This window comes from Vibrio sp. 1401, from assembly GCF_033340295.1.
The window spans coordinates 1-22,699 of record NZ_JAWOWF010000054.1; the positions used below are offsets into that span (position 1 = coordinate 1).

Annotated in this window: 23 protein-coding genes; 6 read left to right on the forward strand and 17 right to left on the reverse strand. The window is 44.3% G+C overall.

Translation table 11 applies throughout. The features are described from left to right. Nucleotides 1-48: 48 nt before the first annotated feature. The 7 genes from R7Z77_RS20665 to R7Z77_RS20695 form a co-directional block, all read right to left on the reverse strand. A complete protein-coding gene (locus R7Z77_RS20665) occupies nt 49-288 on the reverse strand; it encodes a hypothetical protein (RefSeq protein ID WP_318136810.1) in 240 nt (79 codons plus the stop codon). A 3-nt stretch (nt 289-291) separates the two neighbouring features. Then, nucleotides 292-837 (reverse strand): spore coat U domain-containing protein, encoded by a 546-nt coding sequence (locus R7Z77_RS20670; protein WP_005375099.1) that lies wholly within the window; start codon nt 835-837, stop codon nt 292-294. A 388-nt stretch (nt 838-1,225) separates the two neighbouring features. Further along, on the reverse strand, nt 1,226-2,257 hold the full coding sequence (gene tdh, locus R7Z77_RS20675; protein ID WP_005383983.1) for an L-threonine 3-dehydrogenase: 1,032 nt from the start codon (nt 2,255-2,257) through the stop codon (nt 1,226-1,228). Nucleotides 2,258-2,301: 44 nt separating this feature from the next. Continuing rightward, nucleotides 2,302-3,495 carry a glycine C-acetyltransferase gene (locus R7Z77_RS20680; protein WP_005375095.1) on the reverse strand — a complete coding sequence of 398 codons (1,194 nt, stop codon included), beginning with the start codon at nt 3,493-3,495 and terminating at the stop codon, nt 2,302-2,304. A 212-nt stretch (nt 3,496-3,707) separates the two neighbouring features. Beyond that, on the reverse strand, nt 3,708-6,038 hold the full coding sequence (locus R7Z77_RS20685) for a putative bifunctional diguanylate cyclase/phosphodiesterase (protein WP_005375094.1): 2,331 nt from the start codon (nt 6,036-6,038) through the stop codon (nt 3,708-3,710). Continuing rightward, on the reverse strand, nt 6,035-6,967 hold the full coding sequence (locus tag R7Z77_RS20690; protein ID WP_005375093.1) for a transporter substrate-binding domain-containing protein: 933 nt from the start codon (nt 6,965-6,967) through the stop codon (nt 6,035-6,037). The genes R7Z77_RS20685 and R7Z77_RS20690 overlap by 4 nt, the downstream gene beginning before the upstream one ends. Before the next feature lie 62 nt (nt 6,968-7,029). Further along, entirely contained in the window at nt 7,030-8,439 is a 1,410-nt protein-coding gene (locus R7Z77_RS20695; RefSeq protein ID WP_206949147.1) for an aminotransferase class V-fold PLP-dependent enzyme, read from the reverse strand. A 541-nt stretch (nt 8,440-8,980) separates the two neighbouring features. Here R7Z77_RS20695 and R7Z77_RS20700 point away from each other — a divergent pair. Continuing rightward, nucleotides 8,981-9,496, forward strand: a complete 516-nt coding sequence (locus R7Z77_RS20700; protein ID WP_047102368.1) for a superoxide dismutase family protein — start codon at nt 8,981-8,983, stop codon at nt 9,494-9,496. 28 nt (nt 9,497-9,524) lie between these two features. Here R7Z77_RS20700 and R7Z77_RS20705 read toward each other — a convergent pair whose 3' ends face one another. The 4 genes from R7Z77_RS20705 to R7Z77_RS20720 all read right to left on the reverse strand — a co-directional run bounded on the left by R7Z77_RS20705 (nt 9,525) and on the right by R7Z77_RS20720 (nt 13,288). Further along, nucleotides 9,525-10,898 carry a sensor histidine kinase gene (locus R7Z77_RS20705; RefSeq protein ID WP_017635498.1) on the reverse strand — a complete coding sequence of 458 codons (1,374 nt, stop codon included), beginning with the start codon at nt 10,896-10,898 and terminating at the stop codon, nt 9,525-9,527. A gap of 117 nt (nt 10,899-11,015) precedes the next feature. Next, nucleotides 11,016-11,747 carry a response regulator transcription factor gene (locus tag R7Z77_RS20710; RefSeq protein ID WP_017635499.1) on the reverse strand — a complete coding sequence of 244 codons (732 nt, stop codon included), beginning with the start codon at nt 11,745-11,747 and terminating at the stop codon, nt 11,016-11,018. A 152-nt stretch (nt 11,748-11,899) separates the two neighbouring features. Further along, a complete protein-coding gene (locus tag R7Z77_RS20715; protein ID WP_017635500.1) occupies nt 11,900-12,595 on the reverse strand; it encodes a spondin domain-containing protein in 696 nt (231 codons plus the stop codon). Nucleotides 12,596-12,604: 9 nt separating this feature from the next. After that, nucleotides 12,605-13,288: a spondin domain-containing protein gene (locus R7Z77_RS20720; protein WP_005384002.1), complete on the reverse strand. Its 684-nt coding sequence runs from the start codon at nt 13,286-13,288 to the stop codon at nt 12,605-12,607. A 288-nt stretch (nt 13,289-13,576) separates the two neighbouring features. Between R7Z77_RS20720 and R7Z77_RS20725 the strand changes: the two genes are divergently transcribed. The 3 genes from R7Z77_RS20725 to R7Z77_RS20735 all read left to right on the forward strand — a co-directional run bounded on the left by R7Z77_RS20725 (nt 13,577) and on the right by R7Z77_RS20735 (nt 15,468). After that, nucleotides 13,577-14,047: a hypothetical protein gene (locus tag R7Z77_RS20725; protein ID WP_213967598.1), complete on the forward strand. Its 471-nt coding sequence runs from the start codon at nt 13,577-13,579 to the stop codon at nt 14,045-14,047. A 77-nt stretch (nt 14,048-14,124) separates the two neighbouring features. Further along, the gene (locus tag R7Z77_RS20730) at nt 14,125-15,054 is read left to right on the forward strand and encodes a LysR family transcriptional regulator (RefSeq protein ID WP_017635503.1); all 930 of its coding nucleotides are present in this window, start codon (nt 14,125-14,127) and stop codon (nt 15,052-15,054) included. Between the two features lie 30 nt (nt 15,055-15,084). Continuing rightward, complete coding sequence (locus R7Z77_RS20735) at nt 15,085-15,468, forward strand: VOC family protein (protein WP_009704980.1); 384 nt, start codon at nt 15,085-15,087, stop codon at nt 15,466-15,468. A gap of 51 nt (nt 15,469-15,519) precedes the next feature. Here the strand turns inward: R7Z77_RS20735 and R7Z77_RS20740 are convergent, their stop codons facing one another. The 6 genes from R7Z77_RS20740 to R7Z77_RS20765 form a co-directional block, all read right to left on the reverse strand. After that, nucleotides 15,520-16,959, reverse strand: coding sequence for a PepSY-associated TM helix domain-containing protein (locus tag R7Z77_RS20740; RefSeq protein WP_104976430.1), 1,440 nt, complete (start codon nt 16,957-16,959; stop codon nt 15,520-15,522). Nucleotides 16,960-17,113: 154 nt separating this feature from the next. Next, entirely contained in the window at nt 17,114-17,473 is a 360-nt protein-coding gene (locus R7Z77_RS20745; RefSeq protein ID WP_080276971.1) for a hypothetical protein, read from the reverse strand. A gap of 219 nt (nt 17,474-17,692) precedes the next feature. After that, a complete protein-coding gene (locus R7Z77_RS20750) occupies nt 17,693-18,082 on the reverse strand; it encodes a cytochrome b562 (RefSeq protein ID WP_005375067.1) in 390 nt (129 codons plus the stop codon). Nucleotides 18,083-18,238: 156 nt separating this feature from the next. Continuing rightward, entirely contained in the window at nt 18,239-18,991 is a 753-nt protein-coding gene (locus tag R7Z77_RS20755) for a phosphatase (protein WP_005375066.1), read from the reverse strand. 83 nt (nt 18,992-19,074) lie between these two features. Continuing rightward, nucleotides 19,075-19,521: an SRPBCC family protein gene (locus tag R7Z77_RS20760; RefSeq protein WP_005375065.1), complete on the reverse strand. Its 447-nt coding sequence runs from the start codon at nt 19,519-19,521 to the stop codon at nt 19,075-19,077. A 99-nt stretch (nt 19,522-19,620) separates the two neighbouring features. Beyond that, a complete protein-coding gene (locus R7Z77_RS20765; RefSeq protein WP_033906700.1) occupies nt 19,621-20,544 on the reverse strand; it encodes a DMT family transporter in 924 nt (307 codons plus the stop codon). A 128-nt stretch (nt 20,545-20,672) separates the two neighbouring features. Here R7Z77_RS20765 and R7Z77_RS20770 point away from each other — a divergent pair, with 128 nt between their 5' ends. Both R7Z77_RS20770 and R7Z77_RS20775 read left to right on the forward strand, forming a co-directional pair. Continuing rightward, nucleotides 20,673-21,566 carry a LysR substrate-binding domain-containing protein gene (locus R7Z77_RS20770; protein WP_033906699.1) on the forward strand — a complete coding sequence of 298 codons (894 nt, stop codon included), beginning with the start codon at nt 20,673-20,675 and terminating at the stop codon, nt 21,564-21,566. Nucleotides 21,567-21,639: 73 nt separating this feature from the next. After that, on the forward strand, nt 21,640-22,698 hold the full coding sequence (locus tag R7Z77_RS20775) for a S1 family peptidase (RefSeq protein ID WP_025768593.1): 1,059 nt from the start codon (nt 21,640-21,642) through the stop codon (nt 22,696-22,698). Nucleotide 22,699 lies beyond the last annotated feature (1 nt).

The window sequence follows — 22,699 nt, forward strand, 5'->3', positions numbered from 1 at the left end:
GGCTACGACGATTAATGGGTGTAGCCGATCAGATCGTAGCTTCTTGATTTAGTTCCATCGATTTAAGCAACAAAGCCCTTCCGTCGCGTAAACTGAAGAATGCTCACCAAAATCTAACGTGCCTATTTGCCCGGCTTGGGTTGCGCTTTCTTCTTGTACTGCGCCGTTAATCAAACAACCTGTATCTACGGTGGCAGACACCTGAAAAGTTTGTGTCGCATCAGCCAGCACAGTTAAAGAACACAAACTCATCGCGACAAGTGAAAAGCTCCTAACAACCAGCGTCACGTTTTACCAGCTTAGCGTCACACTGATGGTATCGGAGTATGTACCGGCAATGCTGCTCGTACCGTAAGCTTTCGCAAAAAGCTCAATAGTTTGCGATGTTGCACTAGTAAATTCAGACAGAGCTACCGTCCCGCCTTGTATAATTTGTGTGCTTCGGTCTGAGTCGGTAAACAACGTATAATCAATAAATTGCGCGCCATTTGACATCGCGTAGGTACCAACGGTCGCACTTGCATCATACAATCCGGTGCCCAATGTAAACGTCGGTGTCACACCGTTACTACAAAGCACTTCAATACCCGTCGCACTACCACCATTTACCACACCATCTTGTTCACTGAAGATTGCAGGCACGTCTCCAAAGGCGAGTGAGCCAAAGCCAACGCCAGAAGCTGCATCTACCGCATTATTTCCATTAATCACGCAACCTTGTACAAGGTTAATTGAAACATCAATCGTACCGCTCACTGACGCTCCACTCGCTTGCCAACTAAATGAGGTTAAGAGCAGAGGCATCATCAGATAAAATCTTTTCATATAAAGCTCCATTTTTACATTCCACTGTATATCGGTAACCTTTTTATTAGTTATAGCTCAATTATGACAAACCAAATGCATATAAAATGTAAAACAATAAAAAGAAGCAGGATAAGGATAAAGACGAACAGCAAATAAAAACATTAAACTTAAAAATGACGCTTTTTAAGCATATGATGCTAAAAATAACCACTAAAAACAAATGGTTATTATCTTATTCCAAATACAGAATCGACAATTAGTTAGAAGGTAGGGTGAAGTTGAGTGGAAAAAATCTAAAAAAAGTAGCAGAACGATACGAGAAGTTTAGAAAAGATTGGCGACCATTTCTTCCCGAAACAAAAATCTTCATGAAACAAAAATGCGCCCCAAAAAGGAGCGCATTTCTTACTTGAATAAGTTATTCCCAATCAAGAATAACTTTGCCTGACATACCGCTGCGCATTACATCGAAGCCTTCTTGGAAGTCATCAATCTTGTAGTGGTGCGTGATGATTGGCGATAGATCCAGACCAGATTGGATCAGTGAAGCCATCTTGTACCAAGTTTCGAACATTTCGCGACCGTAGATACCTTTGATCACCAAGCCTTTGAAGATAACTTGGTTCCAGTCGATACCCATGTCTGACGGTGGAATACCTAGTAGTGCAATGCGACCACCGTGGTTCATTGTGGTTAGCATTGAGTTGAATGCTGCTGGGTTACCAGACATTTCTAGACCAACGTCGAAGCCTTCTGTCATGCCTAGCTCAGCCATTACGTCTTCTAGCTTCTCTTCAGCCACGTTTACTGCGCGTGTTACACCCATCTTACGAGCAAGTTCTAGACGGTATTCGTTCACGTCTGTGATCACTACGTGGCGAGCACCAACGTGTTTAGCAACCGCTGCTGCCATGATACCGATTGGGCCAGCACCTGTGATAAGCACGTCTTCACCTACTAGGTCGAAAGAAAGTGCTGTGTGTACTGCGTTACCAAACGGGTCAAAGATAGACGCTAGATCGTCAGAGATGCCTTCAGGGATCTTGAACGCGTTGAACGCTGGGATAACTAGGTATTCTGCGAATGCACCTTCGCGGTTAACGCCCACACCAATCGTGTTACGGCATAGGTGAGTACGGCCGCCACGACAGTTACGACAATGACCACACGTGATGTGACCTTCGCCAGATACGCGGTCACCGATTTCAAAGCCACGAACTTCCTGACCAATCGCAACCACTTCACCCACGTATTCGTGACCAACAACCATAGGCACTGGAATTGTCTTTTGTGACCATTCGTCCCAGTTGTAGATGTGTACGTCTGTACCACAGATAGCGGTTTTCTTAATTTTGATCAGAATGTCGTTATGGCCAACTTCAGGTTTATCAACCTCAGTCATCCAGATGCCTTCTTCAGGCTTTAGCTTTGATAATGCTTTAATTTTCATAATGTAACCTTAATTAAAGGCCCTATTGTCTAAGGCCTAGAATCTTAAATAAGACCCATGTCCTTACCAACTTGGATGAACGCGTCGATTGCACGGTCTAGTTGCTCGCGAGAGTGCGCCGCAGACATTTGAGTACGGATACGTGCTTGACCTTTTGGTACTACAGGGAATGAGAAGCCGATTACGTAGATGCCTTTCTCCAGCGCACGCTCTGCAAATTCTGCTGCTACTTTTGCGTCGCCAAGCATGATTGGGATGATTGCGTGGTCAGCACCACCCATTGTGAAACCAGCGTCCTCCATACGAGTACGGAAGTGTGCTGCGTTTTCCCATAGACGATCACGTAGGTCACCGCTCTCTTCTAGTAGATCTAGAACGCGGATAGAAGCGCTTACGATTGCTGGTGCAACAGAGTTAGAGAATAGGTATGGACGAGAACGCTGACGTAGCCAGTCAATCACTTCCGCTTTACCAGATGTGTAACCGCCTGAAGCGCCGCCCATTGCTTTGCCTAGCGTACCAGTGATGATGTCGATACGGTCAACCACGTTGTGGTGCTCGTGCGTACCTGCACCTGTTTTGCCCATGAAGCCAACAGCGTGAGAGTCATCAACCATAGTCAACGCGCCGTACTTCTCTGCTAGGTCACAGATAGCCGGAAGGTTTGCTACTACGCCGTCCATTGAGAACACACCGTCCGTTACGATAAGAATGTGGCGAGCACCTGCTTCTTTCGCAGCGATCAGTTGTTGCTCTAGCTCTTCCATGTTGTTGTTTGAGTAGCGGAAACGCATCGCTTTACATAGACGAACACCGTCGATGATTGACGCGTGGTTTAAAGCGTCAGAGATGATTGCGTCTTCTTTGCCTAGAATAGTTTCAAATAGGCCCGCGTTTGCATCGAAACATGATGTGTAAAGAATCGTATCTTCTTTACCTAGGAACTTAGAAAGCTTCTGCTCAAGCTCTTTGTGGATGTCTTGCGTACCACAGATAAAACGTACTGAAGCCATACCAAAGCCGTGCTCGTCCATGCCTGCTTTACCCGCTTCGATAAGTGCCGGGTGGTTAGCAAGACCAAGGTAGTTGTTCGCACAGAAGTTTAGTACTTCTTCACCAGTAGAGATTTTAACAGCCGCTTGCTGTTGAGACGTAATGACACGCTCTGATTTGTAAAGGCCTTCCGCCTTTACTTCTTCAATTTGCTGCTGAATCTGTTGGTAGAATGCAGAAGACATTTGAAATTCCTTCCTAGTTATTTTGGCGAGTATTTACTCGTTTAGAATTAGGTTGAGCCTTTATGTGACGGGCGTCACGGGCTATCACTCATCAATTAATTGTAGTGTAATTCAAGGAAGGAGGAAGGATTATACCTTAAGGTGGAAAAGCATTAATGAATCCGAGGCACAAATTCAATTAATGCTTTTCTATGAGGTTGTTATAAAAGGAATTATAGCCAGGTAGGCTTAGCCAAAAGTGCTTCAAAGTCCTTAGCAGGTAATGGTCGGCTATAGTGGAAACCTTGTCCGAACTCACAGTTTAGGTTTTTCAGGTAATCCACATGACGCTGTTCTTCGATGCCTTCTGCGACGATCTTAAGATCCAGCGCTTTCGCCATTGCTATGATTACGTTCACAAGCTCGCGGTCTGAGTCGTTCTCGAACATATTTTGCATAAAGCTACGATCAATCTTTAAGCGGTCGAACGGAAACTTCTGCAAGTAACTCAGCGCAGAATAACCAGTACCAAAATCATCAATAGTAAGTTTGGTGCCTAACGCTCGTAAGTTATTAAGCATGTCTAATAGCTCAGAATCGTGATTGAAGAGGAGACTTTCTGTCACTTCAATATCGAACTTATCTGACGGAAGACCAGACTCCTCAAGGCTGTGTTTAATAAACGTAAGTAAGCGCTCGCAGTACCTAAATTGAACACTAGAAAAGTTTACAGAAACAAACAACGGAGTCAGACTCTGCCATTGTGCCGCTTGTCGACACGCTTGTTGAATAGCAAACTCACCAATTTGATGAATTAAACCATTTTTCTCTGCAATAGAGATAAACTCTTCAGGGTTTACAAATCCGTACTTGTCATCATTCCAACGCATTAGCGCTTCTGCACCTACGATTTTACCACTACTCAGCTCAATAATTGGCTGATAATACAGCTCTAATAACTGATTGGAGATCGCACTTCTCAGACGATTTTCCAGATCCAAATAGCGTTGCAAATCTTGGTTCATATTATGGTTATAAAAACAAAAGCCATCACGCCCATCTTGTTTCGCCCGATACATTGCCATATCAGCACATGCAAGGAGCTGCTCAGCGTTGTCTCCGTCATCCGGGAACACAGACATTCCGACGCTGCTACTCAAGAAGAATTCATGGTTGTTCCAAACAAACGGATCGTTAAACGCCGAAAGTACACTTGAAGCAACTCGCTTTGCAGTATCATTATCAGGCAAATCAGGGATGACGAGTAAAAACTCATCCCCACCAATTCTCGCCAATAAGTCTGTTTTTCTCGCGACTTGATACAGTCGCTGAGCACTGAGTTTAAGGATTTCATCCCCAACAAAGTGTCCCATTGAATCGTTAATCTGCTTGAAGTGGTCTAAGTCGATGAACATCACCAAAACTTTAGACCCACTACGCGATGCCCTAATTAACTCCAAAGCCAATCGCTCGGAACCATAACTACGATTAGGCAAATTAGTTAATGTGTCATATTTAGCTTGGAAGGCGAGTTCTTTTTCAGACGCTTTTCGACGTTCAATTTCGTTCGTTAATTTTTTATTCTGTTGAGAAAGAATATCTTTACGCTTTTTTTCTTCCTCAAGCTTAATTTTCAATTCAATCCTATTATTGTTCGTGATGAATGCATAACATAAAGCAATGACGATCATAACGGCCAGAATACTCAAACCAATAATAAAGAGCCGTGATGTAAATATATCTCGTTCACTCAAAGGCTCGAACCACGCCATCAATTTGAAGTGATGTTTATCCACAGGCACTTCAAAGTAAATTTTTCCGTCTACAGCCTCAGAAACGAAATAGTTCTCATCCTTATTGTGAGAAGGTGTTTTATTTATGGTATCCCATACAACCATTTCCACGTCTTTTATTTTTAGCACCATTCGGCTATAACTATCTTCGTGTTCTTGGTTAGTAAGTTGGTCAATAACAATATTCTTATTAAGATCGGCAATTAAAAAGGCAACAGGCTTTCCGGAGAACTTAACTTGCTTAATGACTTGAATGCGAACGTCATCATTGTATCGCGTCGCACAAACCTCTTCGGGATGCCCGTGTTGAGTCATTAAGGTTTGTATGTCCATTTTGTGCTCGGCAAGGTTTTCAGATCCAGTGGTGACGATGGTGACTCCATCACTGCCGACCAGCGTGAGCTTTTTATAGATTTGGCTGCTATTAATTAGCTTACTGTCTATCTTCTCATCGAAGCGACGCTTTAAATTAATTAAACTGGCACCTAACCCATACTCCATTGACATGCCAGAAGCTAAATTACCAAAGAATGTTTGTATTGTTTTATCTGTAGCTAGATTATCAACATCTTCACTCGCTATGGTAAATAAATTATCGAGTGTGCTTGCATAACTTTTTACTTTTAAATCTAGTTCTCTGTATTGAGATTCTTTTAATTTATTTTGACCTACGCTAGTCACAGTAATAAGCATAGCTAAGTAAATTGAAACTAATATTGCGCTTATTGTAATAAATCTTTTACTGGAAAATTTTTTAACGGCCTTATTCATCGGACTTTCTTTTTATCTTCTATAAAGTAATCGTTATAAAAGTAGTAAATAGATGGATAGTATTTTTTTACTAGTTTTTCGTATGATCCGTCTTTTTTTATCGAGTCTAAATAACGATCAAATGCTTTGCGTAATTCAGGGGAATTTTTACGGAATGCAACAGCCATTTTTTGATTTTCAGATATAGGGCCAATGACTTTTATTTCACCCGGCCATTTTTCGAGGGCAATTAGCGTATCCGCAACATCTAATAATGTGCTTTCCGCGTCATTTTTCATTATCGCTGGAACCATCTCATTAAGGAGACGCGCCCCATCAGGTAATATAACTTTTGCACCTGTGTCATATAAGTCATAAAGGTTAGGATCCAAGCAAGAATGTTCTAAAGCTAACACTTCGCGACCATCGATCAGCTGCTTGACGTTTTTAACATCTTCATCGACCGACCCACTTGGTTTAATCGGGCTCAGACTAGAGTCGGATCTGGAAACCAACCATACACCTGAAGGAAAATAATCTTGTGAAAAATCGACAACCTCAGAACGCCAATCAAGAATAGTAACGCCATTTGCGATCAAATCGCCTTCAATTGGAACACTTTCTCCGACAACAGCCTGCTTGTTGTGATATTGCACATTTTGCCCTGTCAACTTACCAACCACGTCGCTCCACTGTGCTGGAACATACTGGTACTGAACACCTAACGACTTGGCAAAACCTTTTATTATCTCTACATCCAAGCCAGTCAAAGTTTCCACTTCACCTTGTTCAATATAGGAGACAAAGTTAGCGTACGGGACACCAATGTGACGCAGTACACCACGTTCACGGATTTGTTGTAAATCGTCTGACCAAGCGGCAGACGACGCAACAGAGGTAACCATGAGCGCCACCGTCGCTAAAGTTCTTTTGAATGTTATGACTGACATAATAATATCCTTACCTTTCACAAAGCGCCCAATAATGGGCGCTTGAGTGATAAACAACGATGTTAGAACGACGAGTAATACAAATTCGTCATCGCCACTACGAGCCCTTCCACATCTTGTTCGTCATGGAACAAATGCGTAGAGATACGCAGCGCGTAAGTATCAAAGTCATCATCCTTATGCAGCTTAAAGCTAGTCGTACGGATGATGTAACCATACTCTTCACGTAAACGATCTCGGAATTCCGTCAGTATCTCTTCATTAGTTACATCGGAGAACGGGTTAACCGTCGTTAAGCCACTGGTTAAGCCTTCCACGTTTGGTGAATACATTTTGGCTTGTGGTAAGTACTCTTGAAGCAAGGTTTTACATAAACTACCAAGGCTTACAACTCGCTCTTCGATACGGTCTCGACCAATCTCATCCCACATTTTGCAACTATCAACTAGTGCTTGTTTCGCAGGATAGTTATCGTTACCAATGTATTGCATTTGCAGCTGTTTACCCAGGTAATCAGCATGAGAAAGTGAGGAGTTGATCAACCATAACGGGTTCTCTCGGTCGCTCCAATACTCATTCAAACGGTTACCGTTATCACGAACATACAGAATACCTGTCGCGCCCGGACCACACTGCCACTTATGACCAGATCCTGCATAGAAATCACAATCCATATCGTGGAAATCAAGGTCAAACATACCGACCGTATGCGCGCCATCAACAAGAGTAGGCACACCATACTCTTTTGCTAAAGCACAAATGGCTTTTGCTGGTAGCGCGGTTCCTGTTTTGTATGTGATATGAGAGAAAACAATTAGGCGAACGTTTTGATTCGTATCAAGCGCGTCTCGGAACGCTTGAATGTAATCTTGCTCAGAAACGTTTTCAGTACCAGTAAATACTGGTAGTTGAATTTCTACCACATCCACACCAAAACGATGTTTCGCTACGTTCATAGGTGATGTTGCAGCAATATGTTCATGGTGTGTCGTTAGAATCACATCACCTGGTTCAAAGTGTAAGCCATTAATGATCGAGCATAAGCCATCAGTAGTGTTGCGGCTGAGAATGATCTCTTCTGGGTTAGCACCAAAACCTGGTGCGACGTCTTTAACCATCTCAGAAACATACGGCCAAGAGCCAAATTTGCCTTTCATATCCCAAGGATATTTAGCCACTAGCTTGTTGTTATGCTCGTAATCTTCAAGAACATGTTTTGGCATTGAACCTGTTGTACCAATGTTCATGTAAGTGGTTCGTTTGTCCAAAACGAACTGTCTTCGCACTTTACGCCAGAAGCGCTTATCATGTTTTCTACCTAGCCCGCGGCTGCTCCAATCAATTTTCTGTTCTCGTGCTTGAGCTACGCCTGAGAAAGCGGAAGCACTCACACCAGCAACAAAAGCTCCTGTTGCGCCTTTCAGAAAATTACGGCGGCTGCTATTAGTCTGAATAGATTCCTTGTCTTTCATCTTTTTCAATCCTTGTCGGAAATTAGCCATATTATTAATTTTAAGTGCGTAACTATCTGTTACTAAAACATTATTACCCATTACAATCAGAGTTTAATTTTTTCCTCTGCCATTAAGTGACTTTAGTTCCAATTTTTTATCTTATTTGATGATATAAGCAACAGTTTGACCACAAATCTATAAACAACAATGTTCACATTAATATATTCGTTAATTTGATTATTCTTTATTGCGGACAATTCCACCAAATTCTTTATAAAACAATTATGAGCTTTGTTATAAAGTCATTAAAAATTTAACTTTGCGTTAATTTAAAAATATTCAGGCTATTTTAAGATTGGCGTCTATTCTTTTTATATCTTAACGATCTCAACATGTTAAGACTAAATAAAAGAAAGCTGATTTCGGATCGAGATATCAGTTTAAGACCATAAAGTGATACACATCACTCTATGACATAAACTCACCGCTCAACAGACATAAGTAAAACAGGTTTTCACTAATATGTGCTTGAGCGTACACCCTAAAAGAAGGAGGTCCCATGTTAAAAGGATTGCTATGCATTTCAGTTGCATCCGCTCTTGTCGCCGCCCCTAACGTGCTAGCAAAAACGGTAGAAATGACTGCTCTCAACACCAATGAGAGTGCGGGTACCATTGAGATTTCACAAAGTGATTATGGCGTTGTTTTTACGCCTCAATTATCAGGTTTATCAGCAGGTGTGCACGGTTTCCATATTCACACTAATCCATCTTGCGATAGCATAGAAAAGGATGACAAAACCGTATTAGGCGGCGCAGCAGGTGGCCATTATGATCCTAACAACACAGGGAAGCATGGCTATCCTTGGACCGATGACAATCATTTAGGCGACTTGCCTCCACTCTATGTGGACATGGACGGCAATGCCAATCAGCCCGTTGTCGCTCCTCGCCTAAAATTATCGGATTTAAAAGGTCGAGCGTTAATGATCCATGCAGGTGGTGACAATCACTCCGATCACCCAAATAAGCTAGGTGGTGGTGGCGCTCGCGTCGTATGTGGTGTTATTGAATAAACATTAACTTTATGTCTCACACTTCTCTTTAGATTGCGAGAAGTGTGAACTTCTGTTGATACTGAGAGGAGGTTGCATTGGTCTCAAGATAGCTGTGGTGAAGCATTAAAATCGATTGAACAATCTTCGTCCCGATCCCCAAAGAACCGCCCTCCGCTTCTTCCTCGATGTGATTGACGAAGGTAAAGTGGATACGTGACTTATCCTCACTCAAATGCGCTTGGCAATGCACTTCCGAGCCGATTGGGCTGTGGCGCAATGCATTTTCAAGCAAGTTAAGCACCAACCGCTCTAAAAGACCTTTATCACCCACGGTTTGGATTTCGCTATCGATATCCACTTTCAACACCACTTCTTTACGAGAAAACTGGCTCTGCATCGTTTCGGCACATTCTGCCATCAACACGCCAAGATCTACGGGGCGGTACTCGTAGTTTGGCATTGGAGCTTCTTTGCGCGCGGCGTCTAACAAAGAATGCAATTGAGTCGAGAGCTTCTCACAATTTCGGAAAGCAACGTCAATCAAAGGATCGGATTCCGGATGTTGCAAACGCCACGTTTCCAAATAGCCCAGCACGCTCGATAACGGCGTTTTTAAATCGTGACTGAGCTGCAACAGACTTTGACGACGATGAGACGATTGATACTCCAACTGTAAAAACTGCTGCTGAATATGCTTCGCCATCATCTGATAAGAGTTCGCAATCGGCACGAGCTCCGGCACTTGGTGAGTGAAATCAGGTTGCAGGCGGAAATCATGTTCAGCTTGCTGTTGTAGTTGTTTGGTCACACGCTCAATTGGGTTCAATAGGCTACGTTTCACAAGCACATAAGCCCCAAGAGCAAAGCCTAAAATGGACACTAAGACCAATCCTGCTAGCGCGATGTAAGGGGTATCAACTTGAGCATTGGCAATGGCGTCATGTCGGGTACTGCCAATCACCACGTAGAGATAACCGACCGTAGAGCCTAATTCCTCTATCGCAGCGACAGAAAAGACTTTGTGTTCACCACGATTACGTGGGTCTTCACCCAAAATAGGAAAAGGCTGGTCATTTAAGAATTGCTTAATGGGATTGAGATCCACCTTCCCCATGATCTCCGCCCCTTCCGGTGCCGCATGGGTAGTGATATTGCCTTGGCTATCGAGGAAGTAGATTTCAAAATCAGGGCCGATCAGCATGAGCGTGTGAAAAATCGACTTGAGTGCTTTAGGGTTGTAATCCGTCCCGATCATCAGCGGATTATCATCACGCATGTGGCTGGCTAGCTCTTTATGCAGGCTTTGCTTGGTGCGTAACTCAATGGTTTCTTTTTGCCAATTGTAAGTCAGTGCAATCACCACCGCCGCGAGGCAAAACCACAAGCTAGTAAATACCACTAAGCGAGATTTGAAGCTCATCCTATCGCCTCCTTAAACAGCGGTGTTTTTTAAACACCCCGTGATGATTGAAAAATGACGGTGAAAACAACTACCGACTTACTGTCTTGGCTTGATGTTTTGACTTACTTTCTTGCATTAGTGTCTTGGTTGAAACTTATATCCAACACCCCACACGGTTTGAATGAAGTGATGATCAGAATCAGACAAAGACAACTTGCTGCGTAAACGGTTTATGGTGCTACACACCGTATGGTGATAACCAGAATGACTGGTGTTCCAAACGTGATCGAGCAATTCATCTTTACTGTAGACTCTGCCCGGACGAGTCGCGAGAAACTGCAGCAAAGTAAACTCTGTCGCGGTGAGCGTGACATCCTTGTCGTTTAGGGATACTTGGTGCAACTCCGGAATGATTCTCAGCGGACCAAAATCCATCGCATCATCGAGGACTTCATTTGCTACTTTGACTTCTGCGGTTTGGCTGACTCTGCGTAGCACGTTTCGCACTCGTGCTTGGAATTCTAATACGCTAAATGGCTTAGTGATGTAGTCATCAACGCCCGCTTCTAAGCCGTCTACCTTGTCCATTTCACCGTCTCTGGCTGTCAGCATGAGCACTGGGCTCCAATCTTGTTGCTGACGCAAATAATGGCAAATGTCTAGACCATCACCATCTGGTAAACCTCGGTCAAGGATCAATAAATCAAAGGGTTGTTGCTGGTATTGCGTTTTAGCATCGGCGACATTTGTGGCTCGCGATACTTGGTGTCCTTGAAACTTGAGATGCATCTGAACCAGTTCTGCCAAATCATCGTCATCTTCCACCAACAAGATGTTCGCAACTAAATTGATTGCCTGTTGTTCCATGGTCCTTTCCTTGCCTTCGAGTATCCTCACTTTGCACATGACCGGAACAAATTAGAAATTCTTTCAAAATCAAAAAAGGTTCCGATGACGCCATGAGGGATAAAGCGCTCGGCTACAAGCGCTTTGGAAAGGAGACGTCATCGGAGCCTGTGTTACTCGACTCGAGTGATGGTGACTTTCGCACCTGGGTTCAAGAAACGATGGTTCGCAGAGAGTGCTGAGTTTGCTAATCCGTCATCTTGGCTAACAACACCCGCATGGAATGCAACAACGTCACTGCTGTCATTACGAGCGGCATTGAAACCCTCACCACCACCTGCTGGGCCTGGAATGGTTGCGGCAAGCTCATCGTTTAGCTCTGTACCGGAATCCCAAACGTTCATGCTCATTTCGTAGCTTTCACCTACTGCGAGCGATTTGAGCGATAGCCCCGTTTCGCCAACAAAGGCATCATTGGTATTCACAAACATAGACGCCACAGACAAGTAACCGTAACGACTAGGGTCAACCGTGATGGTGACTTCGTCCGATGCCCCCGGCAACACCAATCCATTACCCGAAATACCTTCGTAAACACTGTCATTGCTGTTCATCAACTCAATCAGCTCAGCGTTACTACCGCCTTCGGCAAGGTGCTCAAGTTCAACAGATGCCGCTTGTCCAATTTCAAACAGTTGGTAGTCACCATTGTGAGTGAGTACCACGAGCGGAGACATAGGTTGATTCGCAGTCAAGTTCGCCACGTTGACGGTGTAGCGGTACGATTTCACTACGTCATTATCATCATCGCTTGGACAACCGGCGAGCAAGCCGACTGAAGCTGCTACTAGTAAGATTCTGTATTTCATACATCCCCCTTACTTCACAACGATTGTGATGGTTGCGACTGGGTTTAACCAACGATGGCTGCTGCTGTCTAGGTCACTGATGCCGCCAGTTGGGTCGCTATCACCAAGGTTACCCGGATGCACGTGAACTTTGTCGTTAGTTACCGTTGCTTCAACACCTGTGCCGCCAGTACCAAAGGTAATGAAAGGTGGGTTTGGCATGCTAGACGCAAGCTCATCGTTCGCTTCTGTACCAGCATCGTAACTTCTTAGCGTTGCTCGGTATGTACCCGCTTCCGTTGGAATCTTCCAGCTATCTAGACCGACGAAACCGTCATTGGTTGGCAGCAACATCGCGCTCAGAGAAAGATAACCGTGGTCGCCACTGTCTAAGGTGAAGGTGGTTGCAACACCCGGATTCAAAATGCCACCAGCAGGGTTCTCAACCACCGCACCACCAGCGTTACCAATCACACTCGCAAGACCAGAGATATCACCGCCTTCTGCCATTGCTTCTAGTTCTGGCGTTGCTGCTTGACCCGTTCTGAACATTTGAAGGTCAGAGCCATGTGCAGCAACAATAAGTGGCGTAAAGTAGATGCCTTTGGTTGCGTTTGTCACGGTGATTTCCAATTCCGCCGCATTCACTGATGCAGAGCCTAGTGCCATAGCGACTGAAGTCATGACGAGTCCGAGTTGGGTACGTTTTTTCATTGTGATTCCATCCTTTAATGAGGGTTGAACTACCCAAGCCCATGTGTACGGCTTTACTTCTTTGTTCGTGACTTGAGTAGGTTAAGCATTACGTTTCGAACGTTTTGCGTTCTTGCCTCTAAGAATGACGAGCAAATCTATCAGCAACTTCATCGAATTCTCATAAAATTCTCACAAGTTCTGTTCGAATTCTGTCAGCAGCACTTTTTTACTCTTAATCAGGTGTTTACACTTCGCGCTTTCCCCTCCTACAATGCTGTATTCTCTGTTTAAATCACGATTCTCACCATGATTCATAACGTTCTGTCTGCCTACTATGGCGAAATCTACGGCATCGCTTTTTTCAACCACTACTTGAGCCATTACGCCCAAAGTGAACAAACGCTGTGGCAAACCTTGATTGAAGTGGAAGAACTCACCGCAGAAAAGCTCAAACCTGTACTGCTGACAAATGGCATGGATATCGAAAGTCGATACCAAGAGATGCTAGATAAAGGCTTGGCAGATGCAACCAAGTGGATTGGTTTACCATGGCAAGAGTTGGTGGCGACTCTTCTGAAGTGGGTAGAACCTTATGAGGTCAAATATCGAGAGTGGCATGAAGAAGTGAACGCTTCACAACAGTATTCAATCGCTGAGCGAGAAGCTATCGAGTTAATTGCAGACCATGAAACGGCCATTTATCACTGTTGGCAGCAATACCATACTGGTGAATCTGGCTTGCCTGCACTCAATGCATTTTTGGCAAAATATCGTTAAAGCGAGACGGTGACACTTGAACCTCGTGAAACCGTACCAGACAATATCGTTATTCCGCTGCGCAGAACTGAACAATTATGGTTAATCCAAAACTCATTGCCCTACTTCCTGATCTTGCTTCGTTTATCTTGGTGGTAAACGAAGGCAGTTTTACCGCTGCAGCCAAACAACTCGGCGTGACGCCATCGGCTTTAAGTAAGTTGATCACACGGTTGGAACAAGCCCTCTCGGTGAAACTGTTTGAGCGCACGACTCGTAAGTTGATCATCACTCAAGCAGGACAAAAGGTTTATGACCAAAGCATTGCAATGGTGAATGCCGCGCAGCAAGCCGTTGAGCTATCTGCGGAAGATCATTCTGAGCCAACAGGCGCACTCACAGTAGCAGCCCCTGAAGCATTTCTTAATTCGGTTCTTCAACCGTTTGTGTTGCCATTCCTAGAACGTTATCCAAATATTCAGCTTAAGCTGCGTGCAGCAGATGGTGAGATTGATCTTTTCCGCCAAGGTATTGATGTCGCCTTTAAGCTCACCGACAAACCCGATGAGAATCTGGTCCTCAAAGAGATCAGCAAGACCAATCTTGTTTTGTGCGCCTCTCCAGATTACCTTACCAAACACGGTATGCCAGAGCATCCGACTGAGCTTGAGCAGCACGATTGTATTTATCTTGCGGAGAACGACAAAGACAACATCTGGTCTTTCTTTAAAGAAGAAGCTTTCCACTCGATTGCCGTGAGTGGACGTTACGCCGTTAACCATTCTCAAATGCGCTTGAATGGCGTTAAGTCAGGCTTAGGAATTGGGATCTTCCATGACTTCGTAATCAAAGACGCGTTAGAGCAAGGGGAAGTGGTGGAAGTATTGCCGGATTGGATGATCAAGAGTAACTACCACGGCGCTATCGCGATGCAGTATGCGCAAACCAAATACATGCCTGCTCGTCTGCGCGTGTTTATCGACTTCGTTAAGGAGCATTTAGTCTCCGAGGACACTAACCATGCTTGAGGATACGAGCCATGTTTGAAGAGGCTAACCATGTTTAATGCTATTCATCACGTCGCGATCATTTGCAGCGACTACCCAAGGTCAAAACGCTTTTACACTGAAGTGTTGGGGTTAAAAGTCATTGCCGAGAACTATCGTGAAGCCAGAGACTCCTACAAGCTTGACCTCGCTTTACCTGACGGCAGTCAAGTTGAACTGTTTAGCTTTCCGGGCGCACCAGAGAGACCGAGCTTTCCTGAAGCGCAAGGGCTACGGCATCTCGCTTTTTTGGTTGATGATGTTGAACAGGTGAAAGCCTACCTAGAATCAAATGACGTTGAAGTTGAGCCAATTCGTATTGATGAATTCACAGGCAAAGCCTTTACCTTCTTCCAAGATCCAGATGGCTTGCCATTGGAGATTTACCAGAAATAAAAAGAGCCAGCACGTCGCTGGCTCTTTTACCATTCCATTCTTTGTCTGTTACTAATTCAACGCTGTTTTCAGCTTCTCAACGCGGTTAAACAACAGCCAATCCAGTGCAAGAACCGTAACAATCGCGAAACCGCCCATCGGGAACGCGAGACACAATATCACTAACGTTACTAAGCCAAGCTTCCAAATACTGTCTTGCTGAAACTTAGGTGGCGCCCCTAATGCAGCACTGCGACTTGGTCTACGAATCCACCACATCACCACGCCTGTGATTGAGATTAAGATGAACGCCAAACAGAACACTACGTTGAGTACTTTGTTCAATATACTCACATCACCTTGATGCAATGACACACCTGCCGCCATGAACTTGGCAAATAGGCTGTAATCTTGCCACGTTACATCCACCAACAAGCGACCGGAATACTGGTCAAAGTGGCTGGTGCGATCTTGTCTTGGGTCAGAGATATCGCCACCCATAGAGTTAGCTGCAACGGTGTAAACGCCCGTCTCAGAGCGTGGCAAAAACAGCTTATAGCCAGTGAAGCCCATCATTTCAGCCTTGAGGATGATATCATCAATGGAGAGCGCATCATGACTGCCTGCGTATGCCGTCTCTTCCTTCATATTGGCATGATCATGAGCGGGCTTATCTTTCGACTCTGGCACAGCAGCAAGCTCTAAGTTCCATGGCATCTCTTCTGATGCACCATGGTTAAGATCTTTATGTGTCAGTGTGGATTCCGGTTTCTCACCCCATGTGTAATAGGTTGGGAAGGTATTCCAAGCTTGTACCATTTTCGCACCCCAGATCCCTGCCCACGACAATCCTGAAATCAAAAAGAACAACAGCACAATCGACAGCACACCACCTAAATTCGCATGCAGGTCACGAATCAAAATTCGAGGGCCATTGTTAAAGCGGATTTTCAAAAAGCCGGCGCGGCTGGCGTTGTCTCTAGGTAACCAAAGGTACAAACCAGACACCAACAGCAAAATCCCCAAACTTGCGGCGATTTCAATTAAGCGGTCACCTAGGTCGCCGATGAGCAAGGTGCCGTGAATGCTGTTCATCAGTTCATAGATGCTATCACCACGATTAATGGTGCCTTGTACGTCTCCTGTGTAAGGATTTACTGCAACAATCAGAGAGCTGCCTTCTTGGTTTTGAATCGAGAATCGGTTGGCAATATCGGCCGTTTTAGCAGGTACAAATTGAGTGACATTAAAATCGGGATACGCCTGCTTTACGGTTTCTAATTGTGCAGAGACAGGAACCATTTGTTCTTGTGGTGAAACTTGTAATGTCGCTTCGTATCGAGCCAATTCGATTTCGTCATCAAACAACATCACCAACCCCGTGAGGGAAAGCATGAGCATAAATGGAATGACGAACAAACCTGCGTAAAAGTGCCATCGCCACGTCATAAAGTAGATGGATTTTAAGCGTGAGGCTTCCTTGAGTTGAGGCTTTGCCGAGTTTCTCAACATGTGTATTTTCCTTTTTTCATTGTTGAACAGCCAAATTCAGTCAAACGCATCCTGCACATACACATTCGTATGCGGCGCTAATTGACTTAGATTTGGGAGTACCACTGCTCGAAGTGGCAGTGTTGTTGGCTTTATTTACTTGTAATTGTTTTCGTTATGAGAAAAGGGAAACTGGCGGCGCTCTAGGAACTGGTGTTTCAAATCGCACACTTAGAGCCAAATAAGCGTAGCTGTCAGAAGTCACCAAGCTCTGTCTTGAAAGTATCGGTGTCGTTGGAAGTGTATCGTGATGAAAAGTCGAGAAGTGGCTAAACGGACAAGGCTTGCCTTTGTGGCTGACCGAATTGTCGCCCTCTTCTATTTGGACCAACTCAAATCCGTTAAGCGTACATAGCGTCGCCCACACGCCCATGCTGTTACCATGAGCATTGATAACAGGCATCAGCGTCACTAGCACCCAACTGAGAGCACTAGCAAATAACATCGAGCGGTAAAAAGGAATTAATCTACGCATAACGGTGACTTAACAAATTTCACACAGCGTAACCAATTTTGAGTGATAGCTCAAAAAACAGTATCAATAAGTGGTTGCTACCTCACAGGTTTTCTTGAATGCATCGATTGACAGGCGCAAAAAAGCCCGCCGAAATGGCAGGCTGATAATGTGTTCATTCATTACTTAGAGATAACACGTAATCCACTGCCACGAGCAAATGCTCCGCTCGGTAGATAATTAGCCGAACAACTTGCTCCAAATGCTTGGATTGCGCTTGTCGTGGTACTCTTCACGAAGACTATCGATTTCACGCAGTTGGTCTTTCGCTTCTTGTAGCTTGCCCGCATCAAGATCCGCTTCAATCTTATCTAGCGTTACCGTCAGCTTGTTAAAGCCTTCTAAGTAAGTATCAAACTTCTCTGGTGGGTAATTACCACGCTTAGATTGTTCAACAATAGCTTGCAAGCTATCAATCGCAGATTTCATGGTTTCGACATCAGATGCTTCTGCCGCCTGTTTGAATTCCATCTTCATCTGTTTCATGTTTTGTTTTAAATCAACCGCTTCTGCCATTGCGTATGTTGAGCCAAACGCAATCGCACACCCTAGGACTAAAGGACGTAACATTTTTCACTTCTCCATTTATAGTGCCGAATTCTGTGTCGGCTTTATTCACCCAAATAACCTACGCCATAAGAGGCGAAAAACTAGCTTAGTTGAGTATTTCCGGGTCGCAGTGTAAAGCAATCTGGCGTCGGGTGCATACCTTAAATGTAATCAAGTTTATGCGTTGAGAATGCTGTCATATTCTGCAATTGGTTTACGGCCTCTCAAAGCTAAGAAAGACAAAAACTGCTGAGCGGTGTGAGTAATCACTTTCTTGCTATCAATACCCACTTTGTCCATTAACTCTCCAACCAAATCCAGATTACCAACATCGTGACAGAAATGCGCGTCACTGCCCGTGGTGAAGAAAACACCGAGATCTTTCCCGATTTGTGCAATCTCGTGGCAACGGTCTACGCTGCCTACTCGGCTATTGCCCTTCAGAGTGGTGTTGTTAATTTCAATCGCGACATTGTGCTCTTTCGCGCACGCTAAAACGGTCTGAAAATCAAAGTCGAAATTTGGATTACCAAGATGACCGAGCGCATCAATACGGCCACTCTGAATGACATTAACAAGTGCTTCCGTGTGAGTTTGCTTGTTTGCAGGACGAAAAACGGGTTCATGAAAACTCGCGATCACCCAATCTAAGTTGCGGTCCACACTCAGTGGAATATCAATGTCGCCTTCGGTATTCATAATGTTAGATTCAACGCCGCGAATAATCGCAACGCCTTCAAGAAAGCGAGGCAGAATTTTCTGGTTAGAGAAGAACCAGTAATGAGGCGCACCCGGCATTGATTCTGCGTGATCGGTCGTGCAGAACATATCCAGCCCGTTCTCTTTTGCCAACTTTGCATTTTCAATCAAGGTACTGTACGCGTGACCACTTGCGTACGTATGTGTATGGGTATCAACTTTAAATTCCATCATCCACTCTCTAAGGTGCGCTATCTTGCGTGCTATTGTATACCTTCAGGCAACGCATCGTCAGCCCAAGATAGGCAAGAACCCTAAGCTTGCTCTTCACTAATGGCTTTTATCAAGGGTAAGGCTTTTTCCCATCCGTGATTAAACATGGAAACAAAGTCATTGTGAGTATGAATGGTAACATTGAGTAGTAAACGATCGTTGTTGGTATCGATCTGGTAGATCTCTCGCGATCCGATCCACCTAGATGCTAGGTCAGCATCGAGTTGTTGACGATTATCCGGATTAAAAATGGCAACATGATGAAATTCAAGTTTTTGAAGCGGTAGCACCGTATCTATGATCGCCCTTGTCCCGCCCATATCTGGATCAAAAAAAGTGATGCCACCTCCTTCTTCCCAAGCTCCTTCAAATTGAGACTGCGGTGAAAAGGCTTGCGCCCAACGTTTATACAACTCAACATCGGTTAGCACTTCCCACACTCGTTGCGGTGTCGCCGAAATTTCGACGTAATAATTTAGCGTAAGCATGATTTCTCTCCCTGAACCTTTCTTGACGCTAGCCCATACTCAGGAAAAATCAAACCACACGACCAATTTATCTACCTGCCCCCTTCATTTTCCGACAGACTAAGAAGTTCTCGCTTGTAAACCGCCACTGCGATGCGCCTTAAAGCGAACCCAACATGTGTTCAGTATGATTGCGAGCACTATTAAACTCATCCCAACAATTTGACTTTGACTCATTCGGTCTTCAAAAAACAGGCTCTGCCAAACCGCAGTGAACAATAAGTTAGTAAAAATGAGTGGTGCAAGTTGAGAGCCACTGCTTGCCAGTTTATATGCTTTGGAGCGAAAAACTTGGGTGTTAATGATCATCAGAGACATCATACCGATCCACAGCGTATTTGAAGAAATCTCAGGCGCCATAACACTCATATTAAGTAACACGTCGAAGTCGTTAAACAAAGTTAGCGGCAACAGAAATACGGCAGCAAAACCAAACGCCCAAAAGTTGATTTCTAGCGGCGACATATTTGTTTTACTCACTTTATATAACGTAAGCTGAGAACCAGAATTGAAGAGTCCACCAGCCAAGCCGAGCAATAAATCCGCTCGCCATGTGATCTCACTTCCGCCGCCCGCCAACATAACCACACCAGTGAACGCCATTGCTAAAGCCGCCAATGTTGAAACACGAATGCGCCCCCTCATGAACAGCTTTTCAACCAAGGGAATAAATAATGGGCCAGTAGCAAACAAAACGACCCCCTCAACGAGCGTTAACGTTTGTAATGACGCGATAAAGCAAAGTTGTGACAAACCGATACAAAGAGCACGCAATAAAATAGGCTTTAGCGTGCCCGCTTTAGGAAAGGTAAGGTTTTTCACACGAAGTAAGATAAGCAAGATAAGCGCAGGCACCAAAAAACGTAAGAAGCTAAATAGTGTGACGGAAAGTTCGCCTGACAACTGCTTTGCTAACAGTCCAGTAACAGATAAGCTTAACGTAGACATTAACATGAAAAGGATAGATTTGTTTACAGCATTCATTCAATACTCCTTAATATATGGAGCATTTTAAAAGACATCACTTATAGTAAATAGCGAGTAATATTAACCATTGATGTAAGAAAAACTTACAGTTTAACTTATCTATCACCAGCTACGGTTTTTAAATTATGCGGAAACTAGTCCCCTTAAAGTCCATCTACGCATTTGTTGCAGTAGCTGAGTCTGGCAGCATGACAGAAGCAGCACAGATATTAAGTGTGAGCCACTCAGCCGTAAGTCAGGCAATTAAATCGCTGGAGAGTCAAGTCAACAAGCCTCTATTTGATCGCATAGGCAGACAAGTTCAACTCAACGCGGACGGTAAAAAGTATTACAGGAAGGTGGCACCCGCTTTAGAGCAAATTGTCGATGCAACGGAAGCACTCATCCAAGATCAGAACTTGCAGCGTGTTACGCTCAATATGGTGAATTCATTGGCTCTTCACTGGTGGATTCCTCGAATGTCAGATTTACAAGGGTTTGCTCCTCAATTAGACGTTCGTTTATCAAACCTGTCTGGCAGATTCAATTTAGAACAAGAAGGTATCGACGCGGCCTTGGTGCATGGAAATCCCGAAGAATGGCAGGATTACTACTGCGAAAAGCTCAGTGAAGATGAACTGGTTTTGGTGTGCAGTCCTGAATTGATAGCGAAGACCAAGGACTCAAACATCACTCAACTCTTAAAGCAGTATCCCATCATTGAAGTTACTAACGAACGACGGAAAAATGACTGGAACGTGTGGCTGGACGCGACGGGTATCCAGCGACCTAAAAATAAAAAACCAATCACTTTTAACATGTCGATACAAGCCGTCCAGGCCACAACTCGTCGTTTGGGGTTATTGGTCACTCATCGCTTGTTTGTGAAGGATGACATCAAATATGGTCAGCTAATCGAGCTGGGTGAACCCGTCATTAATCCTCATCAACAGCTTTACTTTGTATGCCCGCCACACAAGCTAAAGCTTGAATCATTTCATCTGTTGCGATCTTGGCTACAACAATCATTCAACTATTAGAAACTTTTGTTAAGCACATTCACTGAAAAACTAGTATAAAGTTAGAAGAGCACTTTTCATCCAAGGATGGTTTATGAAGCAGTATCAAATATGGCTAAGCGCACTCTGTTTTGCAGTATCTTTGAGTACGACCGCTGAAGTAGAAAATGATAACCGCCTTTCAGAACAAGGGATCTCCACGGCAATTATTGGGGGTCAGCAGGCTACCCAAAACCAACTTCCTTTTTTTGCACGTCTTATTCTACATAAAACTGGCGCTAATCAGTTTGCCAATATTTGTGGGGGAACCATTGTAAACGACCGCTTCATTTTAACTGCGGCTCACTGCGTAGAACCAAGCGTTTTTACTGACGGCTGGACAATCAACGACCTACGAGTGTTAGTCAAAAACCCTACGATGAATGACGTGTTTGTTGAAGAATTCAAAGATGTTCGCTCTATCACGATTCATCCTGATTATGTGCCTAGCGATTTATGGATTAATGACATCGCTGTCCTTGAATTGACTAGACCTATCACCGATAACGTCCAATCCATCACTTTACCGCAAGACTTTGGAGACTACAGCAGCAAGTCAGTTTATCAGATATTCGGTTTAGGTCAGACCTCAACCAATGATGAAAGCCCCCCTAACTATTTACGCTGGGCAGAAGTAAAACCCCTTACCGACACCCAATGCGCTTCGTTGGTAACAGGGTTTAACGCTCAGGAAAGTTTATGTGCGAATGGATTTCCTGAACGAAGCTACACTGGTATCTGTCGTGGTGACTCAGGCGGTCCTCTCACCTATCAAGACAATAATGGCATGTATCAGCAAATTGGCATTGTGAGCTACGGTTCTTCAGTTTGCGAATCCGCTGCGATTCCAAGTGTGTTTACCGAGATTTTGAACTATGCAACATGGATTGAGACCCAAACCAGCTCAGGTGTAAAAACCAGTTATAACGCCCTCTTAGCAAGTTCGGAAGATTATCATAGCGAAGGGGACTCTGGCTTTGAGCCTGTCGATACCAACACATCTGGCTTTGGTAACAACGGCAGCAGTGGCGGCGGTGCTCTCGGATCAGGGTTGATCATGCTTGGAGGCTGGTTTGGTTGGCTAAGACACCGCAGAAATTATTCGCGCTCCTAGT